We start from the raw sequence: 21,950 nt of genomic DNA, 5'->3' as shown, positions 1-21,950 counted from the left end.
TCCGGTTACGTCGGCGTCATCTGATTCTCACAGCATGAGTACGTACTGGTAGTTACTGTCGAGTTAGGCTCGTTTAGCCGCAGAGAGTGCCAGAACGTTTCGCTCCCGTGCGCTATATGGTACGTATATGGTAGTATTGTCCAACCCTCGAAAGATATACCCCGCTTGCCATTGCATACCAGTATGGGACGTGTCAATCATGATGAAAACGACCAGCGGAGAGTCTCACTTATGACCGAGACGTGGGATTCCGCGGGGTATATCGCAAGCTCACGGTACCGACTGGCCGTGTGCCGATATCTCTCGGAGCACGGTTCGGGACTGCCGTCTCGAATCGCGGCGGAGTCCGACCTCGCACAGCCGCACGTGTCTCGGGCGCTCTCCGAACTTCGGGAGCGGGGCATCGTCGAACTGTTGGTCCCCGAGTCGCAACAGAAAGGGCGGCTCTACGGGCTGACGGACCTCGGTGAACTCGCCTACGAGCGGGTCGCCCTCGACCAGGAGGCCGAGGTTACCGTCGTCGACGACGGCGAGTTTCCCGCGCCCGAACTGGCCTCGGAGTTACAGGAGGCGTACGGGGACGCACTCCGAGCGGTCGCGTGGTGTGAGCCGGTGCAGACGCGGATTCGCTTCTTCGAGCAGTCGCTTCTCGACCGCTACGACGACGACACCGTCAAGACGCTCGTCGCGACGCTCACGAACGAGGAGGCCATCGACGAACCGCTCGAAGGCCTACCTATCGGCGGGCCGGAGCTCGTCGCGTTCGCCATCGACAACACGCTCATCGTCCGGGTGCCGCTCGACGACGGCGTAAAACTGCTCGTCTCGCTCGACGCGAGCATCGACGTGACGCTCAACGAACTCCGCGACACCTGCCGGCAGATGACGGCCGCGGTGCTCGATTCATAACCCCAGTTTTTCTCTCGCTCCACGACGTAGCTCGGTCCGTGCCACAGCGATGCGTCTCCCCCGCGGTCGGCGTCGACGGCTGTCGGGCCGGCTGGGTGTGCGCCGTCGCCGGCGACGGCCTCAGCGTGCGAGTCGTCGCAGACTTCGACGCCGTCTGGGACCTCGCCCGCGAGCGAGACGCCCGGCGGGTGCTCGTCGATATCCCCATCGGGCTGCCCGAATCCGACCGCCGCGCGTGCGACCGGGCGGCCCGCGAGCGGCTCGGTTCTCGGGCCGCAACCGTCTTCTTCGCGCCCGTTCGGTCCGTCCTCGACGCCGACTCCCACGAGGCGGCCAGCGCGGCGAACCGCGAGCGGACCGGGGCGGGCCTCTCCATTCAGGCGTGGCACCTCGTGCCCAAGATTCGCGAGGCCGACGCCGTTCTCCGCGAGGCGCCGCGCGCCCGAGCCCGAGTGTTCGAATCCCACCCCGAACTCGCGTTCGCCGCGTTCGCTGGCGAGCCCCTCCCGGAACCGAAGTCGACGCCCGAGGGGCGCGCCCGCCGTCTAGACGTACTCAGGACGGCGTTCGGCGGATGCGGGTCCACCGACCGCGGTTCGGAAGCCGACGCGACCGACGACCGGGAGTCCGACGCCGAGCGCGCCTACCGCGAGACGCTGGACCGGACGCTCCGCCGCGATGTGGCCCGCGACGACGTGCTCGACGCGCTCGTCCTCGCCGCCGCGGCCCGCCGCCCCCTCACGACGCTCCCGAGCGACCCGCCGACGGACGCCCGCGGACTGGAGATGGCGATTCACGTCCCGACGAGCCGTCTCGCGAGCGAATTCGAAGTTTGACAATCTCGCACAAGTGTCTCCGATATCTTGAAACACACTAGTATATAGTCAACAATAGTGTGTGGTATTCCCTGAGGAGAAGATATTTATGCACGGTGTTCAATCGAATAGGTGGCGCGGCTACTGCCGCCACCACAGAATACCCAGCCCAGCCCAATGCGTGATTCAGTGCCAGCACGCAGTCGGCCGCGCCTCCCGCTGCCTCTACTCGGGTTCGACGACCCCGCCCCGGGCTCGAACCCGACCGTTTCCACGTCCCGAGCGGCCGCCGCGGTCGGACGTCGCCCCGTTCCGTTCCGACGCGAAACCGCCGGTCCGGCCCGAATCTACATCTACGACCCATCCTAACCCCGCGTATGTACACCGGCAGGACGGACCAGCCCTGCTGTCTCTGCGACGACCCGAAGACCGTCGCTCGCATCGCGGTCCCCCCGCGGGCGGTGACGCTTATGGAGAACGCCGCTCCCATCGCGTGGCGCGACATCGTCGGGGACGTGACGCTCCAGTTCTGCGAGAGCGACTGGGAACTCGTCACCGAGTTGGTGTTGGACCTCGGCATGCACCCCCTCTCGCGGTGTAACGTCGCCCGCGCGGACTTCAGCATCCGCGAGGACTTCGAGGCGCTCCTGAACAGCACCCGCGACGAACCCGACCAGACCGAACAGGAAGACCGTCTGCTCGCCGAGGCGCGCGCCGTCATCGACGACGCCGACGACCCGATGGTCGAAGAACGCGACCTCGTGGAGGCCCACGTCGTGGTCCGGTCGATGGCCGAACTCGGCGTCGACCGACCCGCGTGAGTCGGCCCCCGCTCACGCGCCGGTTCCCACGCCGAACAGCCGCGTCGACCCCCACGTAAGCACGACGATACCGGCGACGAACACCGCCAGCGCCGCCATCATGGGAAACGGGTCGAGCGACGGTCCGCCGAGGAACGGCCCGCGGACGATGAGAAACGAGGTGCCCATCGAGAGGCCGAGGCCGACGCTCGTCACGAGCGTGAAGAACAGTTTTGCGACGCCGAGTCCCCGCGTGTCGGTCCGGAAGCGCATGGGAACACGTCCCCCGAACCCCGCTTGAACGATTTGGCCGTCTCGCTGATGTTATCGCGCGGTTGTCGAGTTCCCCCGGTCAGCGCTCGATGCGAAACCCGGTCTCGCCGGCCGGTTCCTCGTAGGTAACGTCTACGTCCTCGACGGTCGCCATCGGACTCCCCTCGTGGCACCACTCGACCATCGCCTCCACGTCGTCGCGGGGGCCCTCGAAGACGGCCTCGACGCGACCGTCCGAGAGGTTCTTCACCCAGCCGTCGACGCCGCGGTCGCGGGCGGTGTCGCGGGTCGTCGCCCGGTAGTAGACGCCCTGTACGTGTCCCGAGACGTAGACGTGCGCGCGGGTTCGACCGTGTTCGCTCATGGCTCCCGATTCGACGCCCGCCCTCAAAGGCGTGCTGCCTCGGGCGGTCGATTCGGCGGTTCGTCCGGGAGCCGGTTTTCGTCTCCGAAGCGTCCCCTCGACCGCCCCGTGCGGCCGCCTCGCACGCGTCCCCCGAACCGTCAGCATCTAAGTACGACCCCGTCAACGCTGGACTATGGAACTCTTCGGCACCGCCGGTATCCGCGGGAGCGCGACGGAGCGAGTCACGCCGGAACTCGCCCTCAGCGTCGGCCGCGCCGCCGGCCGCGCCGCGCTCGAATCGGACGCCTCCGCCGAGTTCGTCGTCGGCCGCGACGGACGGACGACCGGACAGGGCCTCGCCGCCGCCGTCGAAGCCGGCCTGCTCTCCGCCGGCGCGGACGTGACCCGGGTGGGCGTCGTCCCGACCCCGGCGCTCGCGTTCGCCTCGCGTGGTCGCCGCGGCGTCATGCTCACCGCCTCCCACAACCCCCCGACGGACAACGGCATCAAGATGTTCGTCGACGGGCAGGAGTACGACCGCGACCTCGAACGCGACATCGAGACGCGGGTCGGGGCGGACGCGCCCCCGACCGACTGGGACGACTGGGGCGCGACGGGGACGGGCGGCGTCCTCGACGCCTACCGCGACGCAATCGTCGAGTTCGCGGGCCAGCACGGGGCGGCCCTCGACGGGCTCTCCGTCGCCGTCGACTGCGGCAACGGGATGTCGGCGCTCGGCACGCCGCAGGTGCTCCGCGACCTCGGCGCGCGCGTCGTCACGCTCAACGGGCAGATAGACGGCCACTTCCCCGGGCGCGAGTCGAAGCCGACGCCCGAGACGCTCGCGGACCTCATCGCGTTCGTCGCCGACGGCGACTTCGACTTCGGCATCGGCCACGACGGCGACGCCGACCGCATCGTCATCATCGACGGGAACGGCGAGGTCGTCCACGAGGACACCGTCATCGCCATCGTCGCCGAGCACTACGTCCGTGACTCGGACGCCGACGACCCCGTCGTGGTCACGACGCCGAACGCCTCGGGCCGCATCGACGAGCGGGTCCGCGAGGCCGGGGGTCGCGTCGAACGCGTCCGCCTCGGCGCGCTCCACGAGGGCATCGCCAGCGCCCGCGCCGACGGCGGCGACGTGGTGTTCGCGGCCGAACCGTGGAAGCACGTCCACCCGTCGCTCGGCGGGTGGATAGACGGCGTCGCCTCCGCGGCGCTCGTCGCTCGCCTCGCCGCCGAGTCCGGCATGGCCGGCCTGCGCGAACCGGTCACGGAGCGCCCGTACCGCAAGGTAAGCGTCTCCTGCCCCGACGAGAAGAAGCAGGCTGCGATGGCGGCGCTCGAAACCTCGCTCCCCGAGGCGATGGCCCCCGAGTCGGTCGACACCGAGTACGGCGTCAGACTGGAGTTTGCCGACGCGTCGTGGACGCTGGTCCGCCCGTCCGGCACGGAGCCATACATCCGGGTGTACGCCGAGGCCGACGACGTGGACGCGCTCGTCGACGAGGTGACGGCCGTCGTCGAGGGCGAAATCGAGGCCGCCTGACGGACGCCGAGCGACTTCGGCGCGGTCGCCGCCGCCGACGGTTGGGGGTCGACGCCCGCGACCGTGAGCCGACGGTTCTCGACTGGGATGTGCAAACGTGGCGATGCGACGCCGCTGAAACCGCGAAACGACACCTTTATGCAATTTTCGAGGCCCCTGTCTCAATAGGAGTTCATAGATATGGACAGACGTTCTTTTGTTAAAGCGGCAGGGGTCGCGGGTATCGCCGGCCTCGCAGGTTGTACGGGCGGTCCGTCAGAGGGAAGCGAAGAAACGACGACGGCCGAGCAGACGACCGAGGGTTCCGGCGGCGAGGAGACCACGACGAGCGAGCAGACGACCGAGGAGTCCGGTCCGGCGGCCAACGTCGGCATGGTCTACGCGCTCGGCGGTCTCGGTGACAAGTCGTTCAACGACGCCGCGAAGCGCGGCATCGAACAGGCGGAGTCGGAACTCGGCATCGCCTACGACGAGGCACAGCCCTCGGCGGCCGAGGAGTTCCCGCAGTTCCAGCGCCGGTTCGCGCAGTCGTCGAACCCGGACTACGACCTCGTGTCGTGTATCGGCTACGCGCAGCGCTCCGCGCTCTCCGAAACCGCGCCGAGTTTCTCGGACCAGCAGTTCATGATCGTCGACGACGTTGTCGACGAGGACAACGTGGCGAGCTACCTGTTCCGCGAGGAGCAGGGCTCGTTCCAGGTCGGCTACCTCGCCGGCCTCATCACGACCCAGGAGTTCTCGGCCGGCTCCGGTTCGACGACGGCCGACTCGAAGAGCGTCGGCTTCGTCGGCGGCACCGAGACCGACCTCATCCGTAAGTTCCAGGCCGGCTACGAGGCCGGTGTGGCGCACGCGGACGAGGAGATATCCGTCGACGTGGCCTACGTCGGGTCGTTCTCCGACTCCGCGAAGGGGAAGGAAATCGCCACCTCGATGTACGACAACGGCGCGGACGTCGTCTACCACGCGGCCGGCGGCAGCGGCCTCGGCGTCTTCCAGGCGGCGAAAGAGCAGGGTAAGTTCGCCATCGGCGTCGACTCCGACCAGTCGCAGACCGAACCGAACTACGCCGATGTCATCCTCGCCTCGATGGTCAAGCGCGTCGAGTCGGCGGTGTACGCCTCCGTCGAGAACGTCGTCAACGACGAGTTCAACGGTGGTTCCACTACGACCCTCGGCCTCGAAGAGGACGGCGTCGCCGCCGTCTACGGCGCGGAACTCGGGTCCGAGATTCCGCAGGACGTGAAGGATTCACTCTCGGAGTCCCGCGAAGCCATCATCGCCGGCGACATCGAGATTCCGACGACGACCGAGTAACGCCACACTCGACACACGCAGTTCTTTCGACCCCGCGCGCCGAGCGACAGGACCCCCGAATATCGAGGACAATGTTGCCGCTTTCACACCGCAGTCGGTCGAATCTGCTCGCGGGTTGAACGGTTCGAACTCCCCGAGAACCGCCGCAACGCTCCGTGTGGACCACTCCCGCGTCGAGTCGAATCCCACGAGTTTAAGCGAACCCCCCCGAAAAAAGGCTCAAGATGAGCACCGCTGTTCATCTCGACGAAATCACAAAACGGTTCCCCGGCGTCGTGGCGAACGACGACGTGGACCTGACCGTCGAGCGCGGCACGGTGCACGCACTTCTGGGAGAAAACGGGGCCGGCAAGACGACGTTGATGAACATCCTCTACGGGCTCTACGAACCCACGGAGGGGACCGTCCACGTGGACGGAAAACCGCGGGACTTCGATTCGCCCGCGGACGCAATCGACGCCGGAATCGGTATGATTCACCAGCACTTCATGCTGGTCGACCCCATGACGGTCGCCGAGAACATCGTCCTCGGCAACGAACCGCGCAAGTGGTTCGGCACGACCGTCGACCGGGAGCGTGCGCGCCAGGAGGTCATCGACCTCTCGAACCGATACGGATTCGACGTGAACCCCGACGACGCCATCGAGGACGTGAGCGTCGGCGTTCAACAGCGCGTCGAAATCTTGAAAGCACTCTATCGCGGGGCCGACATCCTCATTCTGGACGAGCCCACCGCGGTCCTCACCCCGCAGGAGGTCGAAGAGCTGTTCCGCGTCTTCGAGGAGCTGACCGCACAGGGCAAGACGATTATCTTCATCAGCCACAAGCTCGGTGAGGCCATGCACGCCGCCGACGACATCACCGTCCTCCGAAACGGGAAGAACGTCGGCACCGTGAAGGCCGACGAAACGTCGAACGAGGAACTCGCCGAACTGATGGTCGGCCGCGAAGTCCTCCTCGAACCGAAGGCCGAACCGCAGGAGCCGGGCGACGAGGTGCTCTCGGTGCAGCGGCTCTCGGCCACGGACAACCGCGGCGTGCCCGCCGTCTCGGACGTGTCGTTCGATATCCGCGAGGGCGAGGTGTTCGGCATCGCGGGCGTCGACGGCAACGGCCAGTCGCAGTTGGTCGAGGCCATCACCGGCCTGCGGACGCCGACCGAGGGCTCGATTTCCTACAAGGGCCGGGACATCACCGACGCCTCGCGTCGGTCCCGCATCGACGACGGGATGGCGTACGTCCCCGAGGACCGCCACGAACGCGGGCTCGTGATGGACTTCGACCTCGTCCAAAACGGCATCCTCGGCAGCCAGCACAGCCCGCCGTTCGCCGCCGCCGGCCGAATACACTGGTCCGACGCGCGCGAGCACACCGAGCGAATCATCGACGAGTACGACGTTCGACCGCCGCACGCCGACGCTGACGCCGAGTCCTTCTCCGGCGGCAACCAACAGAAGTTCATCGTCGGCCGCGAGTTCGAACGCGACCCGGACTTCGTCGTCGCCACCCACCCGACCCGCGGCGTGGACATCGGCGCGATGGAGTTCATCCACGAGCGGCTCTTGGACCTCCGAGCGGAGGGGAAGGCGATTCTCCTCATCTCCTCGAAGCTCGACGAGGTACAGGGCCTCTCGGACCGCCTCGGCGTCATGCACGACGGCGAACTCATGGACATCGTAGACCCACGCAACACCACCGAAGAAGAGATCGGCCTGCTCATGGCCGGCGAACGCCCCGACGCCGACGCGACCGATGCGGAACCGCCCGTGGGTGACGCCAAATGAGCGCGGCCGAAACGGCGAAATCCGTCCTCCGGCGGCTGACGGCCGCCTCCGCGACGGAGCGCATCCTCATCAGCTTCGCCGCGCTCGTGCTGGCGGTCGTCGTCGGCGCGGTCATCATCCTCGTCTCCGGCCGCGTCACGACGTGCCAGACCGCGGCGACGACGCTGTTCGGGACCGGGTTCTGTTACGACCCCGTCGAGGTGTACCTCGTGCTGTTCAACGGGGCGCTCGGCGAGCCGTTCCTCGTGAACAGCCCGGGGATTCTCAAACCGCTCAACCCCGACTGGAACCCGCTGAACTTCGGGTTCGCGCTCACGCTCAAGGAGACGACGCTCCTCATCTTCACCGGCCTCTCGGTCGCCGTCTCCTTCCGCGCGGGCCTGTTCAACATCGGGACGCAGGGACAGCTCGTCCTCGGCGGCCTCGCCACGGCGCTGTTTTCGTTCTTCGTCGCGCCGCTGCTCCCGTCCGGGCTCGTCGGCGGCCTCATCCTGATTCCGCTCGCGGTCATCGTCGGCGCGCTCGTCGGCGGTCTCTACGGGGCGATTCCGGGCGCGCTCAAGGCGTACGCCGACGCCAACGAGGTCATCACGACCATCATGCTGAACTTCATCGCGGCGCAAATCGCGTTCGTCCTCGTCAGCGAGTTCTTCGGCAACCCCGACTCGCAGGTCGTCGAGACGACGCCGCTTCCCGACTGGGCGACGCTCCTTCCGGTGGCGTTCCCGCAGGGCGGCGACTTCTCGCTTCTCGCGCTCGCGTTCGGCCTCGCGCTCGTCGTGGCCGTCTGGTTCCTGCTCGAACAGACCTCGTTCGGGTACGACCTCCGGACGAGCGGCGAACAGCCCGAGGCCGCCGAGTACGGCGGCGTCGACGCCAAGCACACGACCGTCACGAGCATGTTCCTCTCGGGCGCGCTCGGCGGGATGGGCGGCGCTATCTGGGTGCTCATGGTCATGGGCAAGTGGCAGGCCGGCGTCCCCTCGCTCGGGTTCGACGGCATCACCGTCTCCATCCTCGCGGGGAACAACCCGTTCGGCGTCGTCCCGGCGGCGCTCCTGTTCGGGACGCTCAAGTCCGGCTCCCTCGCGGTCCAGTTCGGGACCGGCGTCCCGAAACAGCTCGTCGGCGTCCTCCGCGGGCTCATCATCCTGTTCGTCGCGATGCCCGAGTTCTTCCGCATGCTCGGCTCCGCCATCGACCTCGAACCGGACCGCGAGACCGTGGCCACGGACGGCGGCCGCCTCGGAGGTGACGACGAATGAGCACGACCACCATCGACCGACTCCGCGACACCGAACTGTCTTACAGAGCGACCCTCGTCGGCGGCGCGGTGAGCGTCTTCCTGCTCATCGCGCTGCTCGGCCTCGCGTTCCCAACCAGTATCTGGGGCAACTTCCTCGCCATCCTCACGAGTCGGAGCACGCTCTCGTCGGCGCTGCGGCTCTCGGTGCCCATCACGTTCGCCGCGCTCGGCGGTATCTTCTCCGAGAAGGCCGGCGTGGTGAACATCGGACTCGAGGGGCTGCTCATCATCTCGGCGTTCACCGCGGTCATCACGACGGCCATCGTCGGCCCCGAGATGACCGTCGTCGGCCTCCCGGCCATCTGGATTGGCTTCTTCGCCGGCGTCCTCTCGTCGGTGCTGTTCTCGGCGTTGTTCGCCGTGGTCTGCATCCGCTTCAAGGCCGACCAAATCATCGCCGGCCTCGCCGTCTGGCTCATCGCGCTCGGCCTCGCGCCGTTCGCGGCGACCGTCTACTATGGCGGCGTCAACACCGACAACCTCGGGACGACGCTCGGGACGTGGACGATTCCCGTCCTCTCGGATATCCCGTTTTTCGGCGCGTTCTTCGACGCCGACCCCGCGGTGTACATGATGCTCGTCGCGGTCCCGGCGTCGTGGTACGTCCTGAACCGCACGGCGTTCGGCCGCCACGTCCGCGCGTCCGGCGAGAACCCCAAGGCGCTCGACACCGTCGGCGTCGACGTGAGCCGCGTCCGCTACGCGGGCGTGCTCCTGTCGGGCTTCCTCGCCGGCATCGGCGGCTCCGCACTGTCGCTCGGCCTCGGCCAGTTCGTCGGCAACAACCAGACGATGGTCAACGGGAAGGGCTTCATCGCCATCGTGGCGTTCCTCTTCGGGAACTACAACCCCGTCGGCGCGTTCGGCGCGTCGTTCCTCTTCGCGGGGCTGGAGGCCGCCCAGATTCGCCTCCAGCAGGTGCCCGGCTACGGCGTTCCCGACTCGCTCATCCAGACGATTCCGTACGTGACGGTGCTCGTCGTCCTCGCGCTCGTCGGCCGCACCCGCATCCCGGCCGCGTCGGGCGAACACTACGACACCGGCGACGACAACCGCTGAGCGACCCGAAATCCTCGCCGTTCCGTTTTCTCTTGCCTTTTGTCCGTCTTCTCCCCGTCGAGCGCCGCGTCTCGTCGCGGTCGACGCCCGTCGGACTCACCCCGCGCGGTCGGTACGGGAGTAAAGAGTTTTCAGCCCGCGATATGGAGGTGATACCATGTCCACAGACGAGAACGACACCGCCGAGGATTCCTCGGCGAGCCCACGGACCCAGTCCGTGGACGTGGTGGTCGTCGGCGCGGGAACCTCCGGCTGTTACGCCGCCGCCACCATCGCAAACGCGGGCTACGACGTGACCATCGTCGAGCGAAAGCCCGAGGAGGAAGCGGGCCACATCGCCTGCGGCGACGCCCTGAAGGGCGCAGACGCCTTCCCCGAGGCGATTCCGAAGTCGAAAATCGAGCCGGCGTTCACCAACACCGAGGTCGACCACGGCCGCTTCGAGATTCCGCAGGAGGACACCGTCCTCGACATCCCGGTCCCCGGCGAACTCGCCGTTATCGACCGCTGGGAGTACGGCCGCCTCATCATCGAGGGCGCGGAGGAAGCCGGCGCGGAACTCCACTACGACACGGTCGTCCAGGACGTGAAACAGGACGACGACGGCACCGTCACCGGCATCGTCGCCAAGCACGACGGCGAGGTCGTCGAGTACGACGCCGACATCGTCATCGACGGCGCGGGCTCGCTGTCGCTCCTCCAGGACAAGGTGGACTTCTCCGACGCCACCTTCGACACGAACGTCTCCTACCAGCACTTCTCGTCGGCGTACCGCGAGGTCGTCGAGGTCCCCGAGCCCGTCGAGTGGTCGGACGCGCTCGTGTTCAAACCCGCCGAGGTCGCCGCGGGCTACGTCTGGTACTTCCCGCGGACTGAGACGACCATCAACGCCGGCCTCGGCTTCCAGATGACGGAGGAGCCGATGAAGCTCGTCGACGACCTGAAGCGGGACCTCCGCGAGCGCCCCGAGTTCGAGGGCGCGGAAGTCGTCGACAAGCTCGGTGCCGCCCTCCCGACCCGCCGCCCCTACGATTCTGCGACCGCGCCGGGCTACATGGCCGTCGGCGACGCCGCGGCCCACGTCAACCCGACGACCGGCGGCGGCATCGCCGGCGCGGCCTACGCCGGCAAGTACGCCGGCGAGCAGGCCGCTATCGCACTCGACGCGGGCGACGTGAGCGAAGAGATGCTCTGGCGCTACAACCAGCGCGTCATGGACCACTTCGGCGGTCGCTACGCCAGCCTCGACGTGTACAACATCCTCTCGACCGCCGTCGACGTGGACGACCTGATGGGTCTCATCGCCTCCATTCCCGGCGAGAAGCTGGCGGAAGCGCTCTACTCCGGGACGACCTCGTTCGGCCCGGTCCTCCTCGCGCAGACCGCGGCGTCGAGCTACGGTCACTGGAGCCAGATTTACGAGTTCTTCAAAATCAAGCGTCTGGCCGACGAACTGCTGGCCCACTACGGCCGCTATCCGAGTCGGCCGAGCGCCCTCGAAGGGTGGAAAGTCGAGCGGGACCGCATCATGGACGACATCTACGAACTCACGGGCGCGGACCCGAAGTACTGACCTCGGACGCCGCCGCGAACGAGACGCCCCGGAACTCGAACCGCGCGCCCCCGTTTTTGCCGGTCGTCGCCGTCACCTCCCAGCCGTGAGCGTCGGCGACGCCGGCGACGATGGCGAGGCCGAGACCGGTCCCCCGCGAGTCGGTGCTGTATCCCGACTCGAAGATGCGGTCTTGTTCTTCCGGCGGGATGCCGGGGCCGTCGTCCTCGACGAAAAAGCCGTCTTCGAGCGGGCCGACGCGGACGTTGACGCCCGGCATCCCCCCGTCGGCGTCGGCTCTTGCCCGGCGGCCGCTCGCGTCGGCTGCGCTCTTGTCGGCGGCGGGAGACGGGGTCTCGGTCGGAACGTCGCGGCTCGCGGTCTCGTCTGGGGACTCCCGGCGGCTCGTCGAGCCGTGTTCGACGGCGTTCCGAAACAGGTTCTCGAAGACGGCGGTGAGCCGGCCCCGGTCGGCGAGCAGCCTCGCGTCGGCCTCGACGGTGAGTCCGGACGCCCCGAGACTGGTGTTCGTCACCGCGTCGGCGGCCACGGTGGCGAGGCTGACGGGTTCGACCTCGCCGACCTCCTCACCGACGCGGGCGAGTTGGAGCACGTCCTGAATGAGCGCCTCCATCCGGTCGTGGGCGTCAGCGACCGTCGAGAGGTGTTCGGTTCCGTGCCCCTCGCGGGCGAGTTCAAGTCGCATCTGGGCGACGTTCAGCGGGTTCCTGAGGTCGTGGGTGACGACCGACGCGAACTGGTCGAGCCGGTCGTTGCGGCGGCGCAGTTCCGTCTCGCGGGCGTCGCGGTGGGTCGACCACCGGACCGCGCCGACCGCGAGCGCGACCGACCCGACGAGGAGCGTCCCGTCCTCGAAGACGAGCGTGACCGCCTCGGGCTGGGCGACGACCTCGTCGACCGCGTCGGTGACGGCGTAGACGGCGAACAGCGCGGTCCCGGCGTACAGCGGCCGCCAAACCGCCGACACGTCGCGGACGCCGCCGACGACGAACGCGCCGGCGACGGGAATCGGAATCAAGAGGAGTTCGACGGCGAACCGGAGCCAGTGGACCTCGGAGCTGTGGGGAAAGACGGCGACCTGGACGACCGCGACGCCGACGGCGATGCCGACGACTGCGAGGCCCGGACGCAGGTCTGTGTCTTCGGTCGATTCACCGCCGAGGAACCCCATCGCTGCCGGCTATGCACGGAGGGGACAAATAACCGCTGGCGGTTCGTCGCGGGCGGGTCGGTCGGTCGTGCGCCGTTCCCGCCGCGGTGACGCGGTCTGAGACGGCCCGAACGACGCGCTCGGCGCGTCTCAGGGACGCTCGGTCGCAATTCGGTCGACGCTTTCGGCGAGCACGTCGACGGCGATGCGGATGGTCTCCTCGTCAACGTCGAACGTCCGGGTGTGGTGGCCGCCGGGGTGGTCCGTGCCGACGCCGACGTAGGCTGCCAGCCCGCCGCGGTCCTGGACGTGCTGCATGAGGTAGGTCGCGTCCTCGCTGCCGCCGAGGTCGTCGCGGTCGAGAACCGAGGTGACGCCCTCGACCCCCTCGCTGACGCCGCCGACGATGGCCGCGAGCGCGTCGTCGCTGCGGGCGCTCGGGGCCTTGCCCTCGACGTTGATTTCGACCTCGCAGTCGTGCATCGCGGCGGCCGACTCGATGACCGTGTGGGCGCGGTCTTCCATGTACTCCATGAGCTCCGTCGTGGCGCCGCGCACCTCGCCTTCGACGAACGCCTCCTCGGCGACGATGTTCGTGGCGGTCCCGCCGCCCATCAGGCCGACGTTGACGCGGGTCGCGCCGTCCGAGTGCCGGGAGATACCGTAGAGGTTCTGGGTGGCCGCTGCGGCCGCGAGGTTCGCGTTCTTCCCCTCCTCGGGCTTCGCGCCCGCGTGGGCCGGCGCGCCGGTGAACTCGGCGCGGAAGTGCGAGACCGCGAGGAAGCCGTCGATGCCGCAGACGACCTCGCCGGTCGGGTGGTCGAGCCCGACGTGGAGCGCGAGCAGGTAGTCCACGTCGTCGAGGTGGCCGCCCTCGGCGACGGCCTTGCCGCCGGCGACCTGCTCTTCGCTCGGCTGGAAGAACAGCTTGAACGTCCCCTCGAAGTCGGAGTCGATGACGGCGTCGAGGACGCCGAGGCCGATTGTCGCGTGGGCGTCGTGACCGCAGGCGTGCATGAACCCCTCGTTCTCGGAGCGGAACCCCTCGGCGGCCGGGCGGTGGTCGTCGGCCTCGGACTCGGGGATGGGGAGCGCGTCGATGTCGACGCGGAGTCCGACGGTCGGCCCCTCGCCGCGCTCGACGACCGCGACCGCGCCGGTGTAGCCGCCGGCGAGGCGGTCGAGTACGTCTTCGCGCGCGCCGGCCTCGCGCGCCCGCTCGAACCACGCGTCGAGTTCGGCGTCGTCGGGGACGGCCATACGCTCGTCGGCGTCGAGCGTCTCGGGGCCGACGTAGAGCGTGTCGAGGTCGCGCGTCTCCAGTTCGTCGACGAGGCGGGCGGTGGTGTAGAACTCGCACCACGCGGGTTCGGGGTGGCGGTGCAGGTCGCGGCGAAGCGAGACGAGGTCGTCCATCGTCGCTCGGTGGCTCATGTCTGGACTCTTTTCCCCCGGTGATGATAAACGCTCCCGACGTTTCGTGGGCAAGAAACGCAAGTTTGGAAGAAATAGTTGGAGGAAATTCGTGCCTATTATATATCCCAGTCAATCTCTGACAAACGATGCCAGAAGAACCGGACATCGAGCTCAGTTTCCGTGGCGGGCGCCTCGTGAGCGCCCTGCCCATCGCCCTGTTCATCGCGTGGGCGATTTTCCAGAGTGGTATCCTCGGTATCGGCGATACGACCGGCCTCGTCGCGGGGATGCTGACAGGACTCATCGCGGGACTGCTGTTCGTCCGGGGAGACTGGAAGGACTACGCGGACGTCATCTTCGCCGGCATGACCCGCCGGGTCGCCGCGACTGCGGTCGTCGCGTGGCTCTGGGCGGGCATGTTTGCCGAGACCATTCAGGTCGGCGGCTTCGTCGACGGCCTCGTCTGGGCGGCCACGGTCCTGAACGTCGGCCCGGGGCTGTTTCCGGCCGTGACGTTCCTGCTCGCGGCGCTCCTGGCGACCGGTATCGGCACCGGCTACGGCACCGCAATCGCCTTCACGAGCCTCGTCTTCCCGGCGGGGCTGCTCCTCGGCGCGAACCCAGTGTTGCTGTTCGGCGCGATTCTCTCCGGCGCGGTGTTCGGGGACAACCTCGCGCCCGTCAGCGACACCACCATCGTCTCCGCGGTCACGCAGGACGCCGACATCGGCGGCGTCGTCGCCTCCCGCGTGAAGTACGCCGTCGTCGCGGCGGCGCTCGCAATCGCGGCGTACCTCGTCGCCGGCTTCGGTATCCCCGGCGTCTGGGGCGGCATGCCGCACGTCGACGTGGCCGGTGAGGTCTCGGCGTCGGTGTCGCCGTGGGGGCTCGTCCACCTGCTCGACATCGCCGTGGTCATCGCCCTCGCCGTCCGCGGGCGGCACATCATCGAGGCCGTCTCGTGGGGGCTGCTCCTCGCGGCGGCGTTCAACGTCGCGCTCGGCGCAGCGAACCTCGTGGACGTGTCGGCCGGGAGCATGCTCCTGTTCAGCGCGCCGCAGAACGGCCTGACGCAGGCGGTCGAGGCGCTGCCGCTCCTCGGTGCCGTCGTCGAGACCGTCCCCGCGGGACAGGTCGGCGTCGGCGGCAGCGTCTACTCCGGCGCGGCCGGCTTCTTCCCGCTTATCGTCCTGACGCTGTTGCTCGTCGCGGGCGCGGAAATCATGCGCGCCGGCGGCGGCTTCGACGCGATTCAGGAACTCGTCATCGACCGCGTCGCCACGACGGTCCGCCGCGCGGAGACCACGATGGTCGTCGGGACGGCGCTCGTCAACGCGACGGTCACCATCAACACGGCGGCCGAAATCGCCATCGCGCCGTACATCGCCACGCTCGGCAAGCGCTTCAACATCAACGGCTACCGCCGCGCCAACATCCTCGACGCCAACACCTCGGCGCTCGGCTACATCTTCCCGTGGGGCGGCGGCCTCCTCGCCGGCTACGGGGCCATGCAGGGTCTCGTCGGCGGCGAGGCGACGCCGTGGTTCACGGCCGAGATGCTCGTGAACCCCGCGTCGGTCTTCCCCTACGTGTTCCACGGCTGGTTCCTCGTGGCGGTGTTCCTGCTCGCCGCGTGGACCGGCTACGGCCGCGAGTACGTCTCCGACCGCACGAGTGAGGAGGTGAGCCGCGTATGAGCCGCCTCGACAAGCTCTTGGCCGGCTGGACGTTCCGCACCGCGACGCCGACGTTCGAACCCGGCGAGGTCATCACGGCCTACATCAGCGAGCGCAACGGCGACGGCCTCACCGTCCGCATCGGTGACTCGGTTATCCGGGTCGAAGACGGCGAAGGGGCGGCCGTCGAGGACAAGGTTCGGCTGAAGGTCACGTCGTTCGACGCGACCAACCACGTCGGCACCGGCGACGTGGTCGAACTGCTCGGGCCGGACGCCTGAGCGGTCGAAAGACGGACAAAAAGCGCGGACCCGCGTCTTCGTTCGCGTTCCGCGGCCGCCGTCAGCGACGGTGGCCCAGCGGCTTTTTCTGTTCGACTTCGATTTCGACGTGGACGCTGTCGGGGAACTCCCTGAGGCCGACTTCGCGGGCAATCTGGTCCGCGCCGTGGATTTCGAGTCGGCGGGTGTAGACGGGGTAGGACCACGACGAGAACTGGTCGCCGGGCTGGAGCGTCCGGTACTGCGGGACGCTCACCTGTTTCGGCTGGTCGGAGTGGGGGCCGCGGCACTCCGCGCCCTTCCGCTCGATGAACTGCTTGAGGTCGTCGACCACTCGGTCGAGGACCGCCTTATCACCGCTTTGAAAGGTGAGTTTTGTGACGAAGGCCATAGCTGGGTACTACTGCTTGTTGCACGCTCCGACGGTAAAAGCGCATCTACACGAACCGGGAACTCGGGGTCCCACACCCCGAATCCCGAGTGAAAAACCGTGCGAACGCGCTACATCCTCCGATACCCTCTTAAAGGGTGGCACGTTTATTTCGGGTAATGGCAGTCGAAGCGGTCAGCGCTGGAGCCATTCTCTTCCGCGACACCCGCGGCCGGAGGGAGTACTTACTCCTGAAGAGCCGTCCCGGGGACTGGGAGTTCCCGAAGGGCGGGGTCGAAGGGGACGAGGAGCTTCAGCAAACGGCAATCAGGGAGGTCAAAGAGGAGGCGGGAATCCAGGATTTCCGCCTCATCGACGGCTTCCGCGAGGACTACAGCTACGTCTTCGAGGCGAACGGGACGACGATTCACAAGACGGTCCACCTCTTTATCGCGCGGTCGTTCGAGGCGTCCGCGGAGCTCTCGACGGAGCACCGCGACCTCCAGTGGCGCGACTACGAGCAGGCCATCAACACTATCACGCAGGACGGCCCCCGCGAGATATTCGAGCGCGCCCACGAGTTCCTCGACGACCTCGCCGCGAAAAACGAGGGCGAACACAAGTACCTGAAGTAGCGTCGGCCGAACCGGCCGACGCCCGAGACGCGACGCCAGCGAGCGACAGCGCCGCGCGTCGGCGGGGCGGCGCGGGCGGCGCGGGCGGCGACAGCCGCGGTATCATCTGCGTCATCGTCGGGACGAACGCCGAAGCCGCCCGACCGAAACGCCTTCGGCCTCCCGCCGCAACTCCCGGTCGTGAGCGACGCCGCCGACCGCGACCGCGACCATGACCCCGAGTTCGCCTTCGAGCTCCGGGTCTGTCGCTGGGCCGAGCGCGCGTGGCATCCCGACGGCCCGCGCCCCGCGTTCGTCGCCCGACAGCTCGGCACCCGACAGCGCCGCTGGGACACCGTCGTCGTCGAGGTCGACCCCGAGGCGTTCGCCGCCCGGCGCGCCCTCTCGACCGACGGCTTCGACTCGGACCTGTTGCGCGTCGTCCGCCACGCGCCCGCCGAGTGGGCGTGGTACAGAGACGCCATCCCCGAACCCGATTTCCCGTGGCGACACGTCGTGCCCGCGGTCCACCGCGCCGCGGGGCTCGGCCTCGTCGAGAAACGCCGCGGCTCGCGGAACCGCGTCGAGTACCGCCGGACCGCGCCGTACCCCGACTGGGTCGAGCGCGTCGTCGCCATCGAGAACAAGCCGAACCTCGACGCCAGCGCCGCCCGCGCGCTCGCTGACCAACTCGACCACGACGTGTCGCGGGCGCTCGCCGACGAGGTCTGGGTCGCAACCGAGGTGACGGGCCGGCGGGTCGAACCCGCCCTGTTGGAGGACCTGCCGGTCGAGGTCGGCATCCTCGGCGTCGACGGCGACTCGGCGGAGGTGCTGTGGCACCCGAGTTCGCTGTCGCCCGACCCAGCGGACGCCCGGCGGCGACTCGTCCTCGCCGAGCGCGCCTACGACCGCGGCTGGCGAAACTACGTGGATACGATGCGACCCGACTGCCGACAGTTCGAACTCGACCGGCGCGGCCGGGCGCTCGTCCCGCGGTGCGCCGCGAAAGACTGCTATCAGAGCCAGCGCGAGTGCGCCCACTCGTGTCCGTCGTTCGAGCCGGAGCCGCCGGCGTGGCGGATGAACGGCTGGCCCATCGAGGGCGGCCCCGGTAAAGGGGTCCGCCGGATTCTGGAGGCGCGGCGCGAGCGCGAACGAGACCGCGCCGAGCGCGGCAGTGAGAACGCCTAACTTCGCACCCCGCCGACCGGGCGGTATGGACCGATTCCAGAACACGAGCCTGCCGGACTGGGACTGGTGGGGAAAACTGTGGCCGACCCCGGGCGAGACGCTTCGGGAACTCGGCGTGTCGTCGGGCGACACCGTCGTGGAAATCGGTTGCGGAAACGGCTACTTTGCGCTCCCCGCGGCGCGAATCGTCGCGCCCGCCCCCGTCTACGCGGTCGACCTCGACGACGACCTCCTCGCGGAACTCGACCACCTCGCCGCCCAGCAACGCATCGACAACGTGGTGTCGGTCCGCGGCGACGCCCGCGAGCTTTCGGCGCACGTCTCCGAGCCAGTCGACGTGGCGCTCTTCGCGAACGCGTTCCACGGGGTCGACGACCGCGACGAGTTCCTGACGGAAGTCGAGTCGGTCCTCGCCGACGACGGCCGGTTCGTCGTCGTCAACTGGCGACCGCTCCCCCGGTCGGGGACGACCGTGGCCGGCGAGCCCCGCGGTCCGCCGACCGACCTGCGGCTCGGCCCGGAGGAGACCGCGTCAATCGTCGAGGCGGCGACCGACCTCGCGGTGACGGCCGAAATCGACATCCCGCCGTACCACTACGCGCTGGTGTTCGAGCCGCGCGAATAACGACCGCGGAGGCGGGCGGTTAGACGACTTCCACGTCGACCTCGTCGCGCTCGACGGCGAGGCGGAACGTGGGGACGGTCCGGTAGACGACTTCGATGACGCCCTTGCGGCGGAGGCTCTGGAGCGCGCGGCGCACGTCGTCAACGTCGGGGTCGATGTCGAACTCGTCGCGGAGCTTGTTGAGGACGCTGACGACGCTCTCGGAGCGCTCGTCGGGGCCGGCGACGACCTCGAAGACGCGGGCTTCGAGCGAGGGGACGCGGATGACGCTCGGCACGGACTCCGCCTCGTCGTCGCCCTCGACGCCGGGTTCGACGCCGACGAGTTCGGCCGCCTCGGCCGTCGCGCGGATGAGGCTGTTGTCGTCGCGGTAGTAGTAGTCTTTCAGCTCGGATTCGAGGTAGCGGTGGACCTCGCTCCCGCTTTCGAGGTCCCAGCGGTTCTGTAACTCCTTGTTCTTCGTCGGCTGGAGCCGGACGATGTCGGCGAGGCGTTCTTTCGCCTCGTCGGAGAGCGTCATATCGGTGGATTCGACGGAGGGGCTATAACGTTGTTCTGGATTCTTCAGCGCGACCGGCGAACGTTAATTATTATCCCTGTGTCTCGCGTCGCCCCGAGTATGAGCTGGGACACCCTCCGACTCGACTGGGACGGCGACGTGGCGACCATCACCATCGACCGCCCCGAGCAGATGAACTCGCTCAACGCGGATACGCTCGACGCGCTCGAAGACGCCCTCGACGAGGTCGAAGCCGACGGCGCGCGGGTGGTCGTCCTCACCGGCGCGGGCGACGAGGCGTTCATCGCGGGCGCGGACATCGGCTACATGAAAGACATCGGAACGCCCGCCGCGCAGGCGTACGCCGAGCAGGGCCACCGCATCGCCACGCGCTTGGAGGAGTTCCCCGCGCCGACCGTCGCGGCCATCAACGGCTACGCCTTCGGCGGCGGCATGGAACTCGCGCTGGCGTGCGACCTCCGGGTCGCCTCCGAGCGCGCGCTGCTCGGCCAGACCGAAATCGACCTCGGCATCATGCCCGGGTGGGGCGGGAGTGTCCGCCTGCCGGCGCTCGTCGGCGACGAAGTCGCGCGGCGGCTCATCTTCTTCGGCGAGCGCATCGACGCCAGCGACGCCCACGAGTACGGTATCGTCGGCGAGGTCGTCGCCCACGACCAGCTCGACTCGCACGTCGAAGACCTCGCCGCCGACCTCGCGTCGAAGCCGCGGCACGCCCTCGCGGGCGCGAAAGCCGCCATCAACATGTCCCACGACGCGCCGCGGGACGCCGCGCTCGACTTCGAAGCCCGCGTCTGGAGCGGCCTGTTCGGCACCCACGACCAGCGCGAGGGGATGGAGGCGTTCCTCGACAAGCGCGACCCCGACTTCGAATAGAACCGATAGAGAGCGCCGCTATCCGGTTAATACGGACGATTAGAGCCTCCATTCTCCTGAATTGGTGTGCTAGCACGGCTCCTACAACTGCTAATACGCCCCATGTATAATGAATAATTGTGCAAGATTCCATCACGCTCGGTCGCGTCGAATCCCTCCTCGAAGACCTCTCGTACCCGGTCTCGCGCCGGGACGCCGCGACTTCCCTCGACGGTGTGACGGTGCTCATGGCCGACGGGAACGCCGACCTCGGTGAGTTAGTGCGGAACTGCCTCACGAGCGAGTTCTCCGACGCGAAGGACCTGTACTACGAACTGAACAACGCGATGCCCATCGAGGCGCTCGGCGAGCCGGGGCAGTCCGACGGCGACGCCTGAACCGCCGTTTCGCGCCGACTTTGTTCAGCGCTCACCCCGCGAGCGCGGCGCAATCCTGACGCTTAAGTCCCTCAAGCGGTAGGACGTACTATCATGGAGTTTTGCGACGACTGCGGGTCCCTGATGACGCCGCAAGACGGCGTCTGGGTCTGTCCGAACGGCCACGAGAAAGCCCGCGACAGCGAAAAGGAGAAGTCGATGGTCACGACCGAGGGCCAGGAGTCCAGCGAGGTCGTCGACATGTCCGACGTGGACAACGCCGACATCGGCCCGACGACGAAGGCCATCTGCCCGAAGTGCGGCCACGACGTGGCGCGCTACGAGATGAAGCAGATTCGCTCGGCCGACGAGTCCGAGACGCGCTTTTTCACCTGCGTCGAGTGCGACCACAAGTGGCGCGAAGACGACCACTGAGCGACTCGCCTTTTTCAGCCCTCCGTCCGTAACGCGGGGTATGCCCGACGCGCTCGCCCCGCCGGCCCTCCCGCCGCTCGAGGGGTGGGTCCGCGTCGACGACGCGACCGACCGCCCGTTCGAACTCGGTCCCGTCAGCGTCGTCGCCCGGACGGTCGTCTACGAGGACGCCGCCATCCGCGAGCGCGTGCCGGCGACCGCCGACGGCCCGTGGCGCTTTCTGTTCGCCAGCCGTCTCGAAATCCGCCCGCGGACGCCGCCGTCGAAGTCGCTGACGAAACTCGTCGGCAAGCGCGCGAGCGCCGGATTTCGGTCGCGCCTCGAAGCCCGCGGCTTTTCCGACGTTCGGCGCGTCGAGTCGCGGACACTCCGGGTACGAGTCGGCGGGGGCCAGCGCGATGATGCCCGGGACGATGACGACCGAAGCGACGACGCGGAAAACGAAGCCGAGGCCGACGTGATTCGCTACGCCGCGACCGTGGAACTCGCCGGGGTCGAACTCGCGGCCGACGCCTACCTCGCGGTGACGCCGGTCGACGGCGAGTTCCTCCTGACCGGCGGCGCGTACCCCCGCGAGGTCCGCGGCGGCGACGCGGAGACGGCGGCGTCGCTCCGCGAGGTCATCGAGCCGGAGCGGTTCAGAGAAGAGCTGTTTCGCGTGATTCGCCGCGTCGGGTGAGGCGAAGCGGGCGGGCCGAAAGAG

General features: G+C 68.3%; 24 protein-coding genes. 18 read left to right on the top strand and 6 right to left on the bottom strand.

What is annotated here, in order from left to right; translation table 11 throughout:
* Positions 1-231: 231 nt before the first annotated feature.
* The 3 genes from ACSR87_RS14685 (at position 232) to ACSR87_RS14675 (ending at position 2,545) form a co-directional block, all read left to right on the top strand.
* Positions 232-909 carry a winged helix-turn-helix domain-containing protein gene (locus tag ACSR87_RS14685; protein ID WP_498530965.1) on the top strand — a complete coding sequence of 226 codons (678 nt, stop codon included), beginning with the start codon at positions 232-234 and terminating at the stop codon, positions 907-909.
* Between the two features lie 38 nt (positions 910-947).
* Entirely contained in the window at positions 948-1,745 is a 798-nt protein-coding gene (locus tag ACSR87_RS14680) for a DUF429 domain-containing protein (protein ID WP_498530964.1), read from the top strand.
* Between the two features lie 356 nt (positions 1,746-2,101).
* The gene (locus ACSR87_RS14675; RefSeq protein WP_498530963.1) at positions 2,102-2,545 is read left to right on the top strand and encodes a DUF7960 family protein; all 444 of its coding nucleotides are present in this window, start codon (positions 2,102-2,104) and stop codon (positions 2,543-2,545) included.
* 12 nt (positions 2,546-2,557) lie between these two features.
* On the opposite strand, the gene ACSR87_RS14670 is transcribed toward ACSR87_RS14675, so the two are convergent.
* Positions 2,558-2,797: a DUF8132 family protein gene (locus ACSR87_RS14670; RefSeq protein ID WP_004063426.1), complete on the bottom strand. Its 240-nt coding sequence runs from the start codon at positions 2,795-2,797 to the stop codon at positions 2,558-2,560.
* Between the two features lie 79 nt (positions 2,798-2,876).
* Entirely contained in the window at positions 2,877-3,161 is a 285-nt protein-coding gene (locus ACSR87_RS14665) for an acylphosphatase (RefSeq protein ID WP_498530962.1), read from the bottom strand.
* Positions 3,162-3,336: 175 nt separating this feature from the next.
* Between ACSR87_RS14665 and ACSR87_RS14660 the strand changes: the two genes are divergently transcribed.
* The 6 genes from ACSR87_RS14660 (at position 3,337) to ACSR87_RS14635 (ending at position 11,737) form a co-directional block, all read left to right on the top strand.
* A complete protein-coding gene (locus tag ACSR87_RS14660) occupies positions 3,337-4,698 on the top strand; it encodes a phosphopentomutase/phosphoglucosamine mutase (protein WP_498530961.1) in 1,362 nt (453 codons plus the stop codon).
* A 180-nt stretch (positions 4,699-4,878) separates the two neighbouring features.
* Positions 4,879-6,015, top strand: a complete 1,137-nt coding sequence (locus tag ACSR87_RS14655) for a BMP family lipoprotein (protein ID WP_498530960.1) — start codon at positions 4,879-4,881, stop codon at positions 6,013-6,015.
* 224 nt (positions 6,016-6,239) lie between these two features.
* Complete coding sequence (locus ACSR87_RS14650; RefSeq protein WP_498530959.1) at positions 6,240-7,799, top strand: ABC transporter ATP-binding protein; 1,560 nt, start codon at positions 6,240-6,242, stop codon at positions 7,797-7,799.
* On the top strand, positions 7,796-9,064 hold the full coding sequence (locus ACSR87_RS14645) for an ABC transporter permease (RefSeq protein WP_498530958.1): 1,269 nt from the start codon (positions 7,796-7,798) through the stop codon (positions 9,062-9,064). Before ACSR87_RS14650 ends, ACSR87_RS14645 begins: the two co-directional genes overlap by 4 nt.
* Entirely contained in the window at positions 9,061-10,164 is a 1,104-nt protein-coding gene (locus ACSR87_RS14640; protein WP_498530957.1) for an ABC transporter permease, read from the top strand. Before ACSR87_RS14645 ends, ACSR87_RS14640 begins: the two co-directional genes overlap by 4 nt.
* Positions 10,165-10,321: 157 nt before the next feature.
* On the top strand, positions 10,322-11,737 hold the full coding sequence (locus tag ACSR87_RS14635) for a geranylgeranyl reductase family protein (RefSeq protein ID WP_498530956.1): 1,416 nt from the start codon (positions 10,322-10,324) through the stop codon (positions 11,735-11,737).
* Here the strand turns inward: ACSR87_RS14635 and ACSR87_RS14630 are convergent.
* Both ACSR87_RS14630 and ACSR87_RS14625 read right to left on the bottom strand, forming a co-directional pair.
* Positions 11,712-12,908 (bottom strand): sensor histidine kinase, encoded by a 1,197-nt coding sequence (locus tag ACSR87_RS14630; protein ID WP_498530955.1) that lies wholly within the window; start codon positions 12,906-12,908, stop codon positions 11,712-11,714. The genes ACSR87_RS14635 and ACSR87_RS14630 overlap by 26 nt on opposite strands.
* A 129-nt stretch (positions 12,909-13,037) precedes the next feature.
* Complete coding sequence (locus ACSR87_RS14625) at positions 13,038-14,321, bottom strand: amidohydrolase (RefSeq protein WP_498530954.1); 1,284 nt, start codon at positions 14,319-14,321, stop codon at positions 13,038-13,040.
* 128 nt (positions 14,322-14,449) lie between these two features.
* On the opposite strand from ACSR87_RS14625, the gene ACSR87_RS14620 reads away from it, so the two are divergent.
* Both ACSR87_RS14620 and ACSR87_RS14615 read left to right on the top strand, forming a co-directional pair.
* Positions 14,450-16,000 (top strand): Na+/H+ antiporter NhaC family protein, encoded by a 1,551-nt coding sequence (locus ACSR87_RS14620; protein WP_004043545.1) that lies wholly within the window; start codon positions 14,450-14,452, stop codon positions 15,998-16,000.
* Positions 15,997-16,260: a DUF7513 family protein gene (locus ACSR87_RS14615; protein WP_004063445.1), complete on the top strand. Its 264-nt coding sequence runs from the start codon at positions 15,997-15,999 to the stop codon at positions 16,258-16,260. The genes ACSR87_RS14620 and ACSR87_RS14615 overlap by 4 nt, the downstream gene beginning before the upstream one ends.
* A 61-nt stretch (positions 16,261-16,321) precedes the next feature.
* On the opposite strand, the gene ACSR87_RS14610 is transcribed toward ACSR87_RS14615, so the two are convergent.
* A complete protein-coding gene (locus ACSR87_RS14610) occupies positions 16,322-16,651 on the bottom strand; it encodes an uS10/mL48 family ribosomal protein (RefSeq protein ID WP_004063449.1) in 330 nt (109 codons plus the stop codon).
* Positions 16,652-16,809: 158 nt separating this feature from the next.
* On the opposite strand from ACSR87_RS14610, the gene ACSR87_RS14605 reads away from it, so the two are divergent.
* The 3 genes from ACSR87_RS14605 to ACSR87_RS14595 all read left to right on the top strand — a co-directional run bounded on the left by ACSR87_RS14605 (position 16,810) and on the right by ACSR87_RS14595 (position 19,063).
* Positions 16,810-17,265: a bis(5'-nucleosyl)-tetraphosphatase gene (locus ACSR87_RS14605; protein WP_004043548.1), complete on the top strand. Its 456-nt coding sequence runs from the start codon at positions 16,810-16,812 to the stop codon at positions 17,263-17,265.
* A 180-nt stretch (positions 17,266-17,445) separates the two neighbouring features.
* Positions 17,446-18,438, top strand: coding sequence for a DUF5787 family protein (locus tag ACSR87_RS14600; RefSeq protein ID WP_498530953.1), 993 nt, complete (start codon positions 17,446-17,448; stop codon positions 18,436-18,438).
* Between the two features lie 25 nt (positions 18,439-18,463).
* Entirely contained in the window at positions 18,464-19,063 is a 600-nt protein-coding gene (locus ACSR87_RS14595) for a class I SAM-dependent methyltransferase (protein ID WP_498530952.1), read from the top strand.
* A gap of 19 nt (positions 19,064-19,082) precedes the next feature.
* Here ACSR87_RS14595 and ACSR87_RS14590 read toward each other — a convergent pair whose 3' ends face one another.
* The gene (locus ACSR87_RS14590) at positions 19,083-19,583 is read right to left on the bottom strand and encodes a DUF5797 family protein (RefSeq protein WP_058567442.1); all 501 of its coding nucleotides are present in this window, start codon (positions 19,581-19,583) and stop codon (positions 19,083-19,085) included.
* 99 nt (positions 19,584-19,682) lie between these two features.
* Here ACSR87_RS14590 and ACSR87_RS14585 point away from each other — a divergent pair, with 99 nt between their 5' ends.
* The 4 genes from ACSR87_RS14585 (at position 19,683) to ACSR87_RS14570 (ending at position 21,926) form a co-directional block, all read left to right on the top strand.
* Positions 19,683-20,456: an enoyl-CoA hydratase/isomerase family protein gene (locus ACSR87_RS14585; protein ID WP_498530951.1), complete on the top strand. Its 774-nt coding sequence runs from the start codon at positions 19,683-19,685 to the stop codon at positions 20,454-20,456.
* A 119-nt stretch (positions 20,457-20,575) separates the two neighbouring features.
* Positions 20,576-20,833, top strand: coding sequence for a hypothetical protein (locus ACSR87_RS14580; RefSeq protein WP_498530950.1), 258 nt, complete (start codon positions 20,576-20,578; stop codon positions 20,831-20,833).
* A gap of 93 nt (positions 20,834-20,926) precedes the next feature.
* Positions 20,927-21,247, top strand: a complete 321-nt coding sequence (locus ACSR87_RS14575) for a transcription factor S (RefSeq protein WP_008574128.1) — start codon at positions 20,927-20,929, stop codon at positions 21,245-21,247.
* A 40-nt stretch (positions 21,248-21,287) separates the two neighbouring features.
* Positions 21,288-21,926, top strand: a complete 639-nt coding sequence (locus ACSR87_RS14570; protein WP_498530949.1) for a DUF6517 family protein — start codon at positions 21,288-21,290, stop codon at positions 21,924-21,926.
* The last annotated feature ends 24 nt before the right edge of the window (positions 21,927-21,950 follow it).

Source organism: Haloferax sp. SDI50 (assembly GCF_059802635.1).
The sequence above is the reverse complement of the archived record's forward strand: the minus strand, read 5'-3'. Positions and strand labels throughout refer to the sequence as shown.

Coding starts and splice junctions, on each gene's coding strand:
- ACSR87_RS14685 (WP_498530965.1), top strand. CDS start 232: ATGACCGAGACGTGGGATTCCGCGGGGTATATCGCAAGCTCACGGTAC.
- ACSR87_RS14675 (WP_498530963.1), top strand. CDS start 2,102: ATGTACACCGGCAGGACGGACCAGCCCTGCTGTCTCTGCGACGACCCG.
- ACSR87_RS14670 (WP_004063426.1), bottom strand. CDS start 2,797: ATGCGCTTCCGGACCGACACGCGGGGACTCGGCGTCGCAAAACTGTTC.
- ACSR87_RS14665 (WP_498530962.1), bottom strand. CDS start 3,161: ATGAGCGAACACGGTCGAACCCGCGCGCACGTCTACGTCTCGGGACAC.
- ACSR87_RS14660 (WP_498530961.1), top strand. CDS start 3,337: ATGGAACTCTTCGGCACCGCCGGTATCCGCGGGAGCGCGACGGAGCGA.
- ACSR87_RS14655 (WP_498530960.1), top strand. CDS start 4,879: ATGGACAGACGTTCTTTTGTTAAAGCGGCAGGGGTCGCGGGTATCGCC.
- ACSR87_RS14650 (WP_498530959.1), top strand. CDS start 6,240: ATGAGCACCGCTGTTCATCTCGACGAAATCACAAAACGGTTCCCCGGC.
- ACSR87_RS14645 (WP_498530958.1), top strand. CDS start 7,796: ATGAGCGCGGCCGAAACGGCGAAATCCGTCCTCCGGCGGCTGACGGCC.
- ACSR87_RS14640 (WP_498530957.1), top strand. CDS start 9,061: ATGAGCACGACCACCATCGACCGACTCCGCGACACCGAACTGTCTTAC.
- ACSR87_RS14635 (WP_498530956.1), top strand. CDS start 10,322: ATGTCCACAGACGAGAACGACACCGCCGAGGATTCCTCGGCGAGCCCA.
- ACSR87_RS14630 (WP_498530955.1), bottom strand. CDS start 12,908: ATGGGGTTCCTCGGCGGTGAATCGACCGAAGACACAGACCTGCGTCCG.
- ACSR87_RS14625 (WP_498530954.1), bottom strand. CDS start 14,321: ATGAGCCACCGAGCGACGATGGACGACCTCGTCTCGCTTCGCCGCGAC.
- ACSR87_RS14620 (WP_004043545.1), top strand. CDS start 14,450: ATGCCAGAAGAACCGGACATCGAGCTCAGTTTCCGTGGCGGGCGCCTC.
- ACSR87_RS14615 (WP_004063445.1), top strand. CDS start 15,997: ATGAGCCGCCTCGACAAGCTCTTGGCCGGCTGGACGTTCCGCACCGCG.
- ACSR87_RS14610 (WP_004063449.1), bottom strand. CDS start 16,651: ATGGCCTTCGTCACAAAACTCACCTTTCAAAGCGGTGATAAGGCGGTC.
- ACSR87_RS14605 (WP_004043548.1), top strand. CDS start 16,810: ATGGCAGTCGAAGCGGTCAGCGCTGGAGCCATTCTCTTCCGCGACACC.
- ACSR87_RS14595 (WP_498530952.1), top strand. CDS start 18,464: ATGGACCGATTCCAGAACACGAGCCTGCCGGACTGGGACTGGTGGGGA.
- ACSR87_RS14590 (WP_058567442.1), bottom strand. CDS start 19,583: ATGACGCTCTCCGACGAGGCGAAAGAACGCCTCGCCGACATCGTCCGG.
- ACSR87_RS14585 (WP_498530951.1), top strand. CDS start 19,683: ATGAGCTGGGACACCCTCCGACTCGACTGGGACGGCGACGTGGCGACC.
- ACSR87_RS14575 (WP_008574128.1), top strand. CDS start 20,927: ATGGAGTTTTGCGACGACTGCGGGTCCCTGATGACGCCGCAAGACGGC.
- ACSR87_RS14570 (WP_498530949.1), top strand. CDS start 21,288: ATGCCCGACGCGCTCGCCCCGCCGGCCCTCCCGCCGCTCGAGGGGTGG.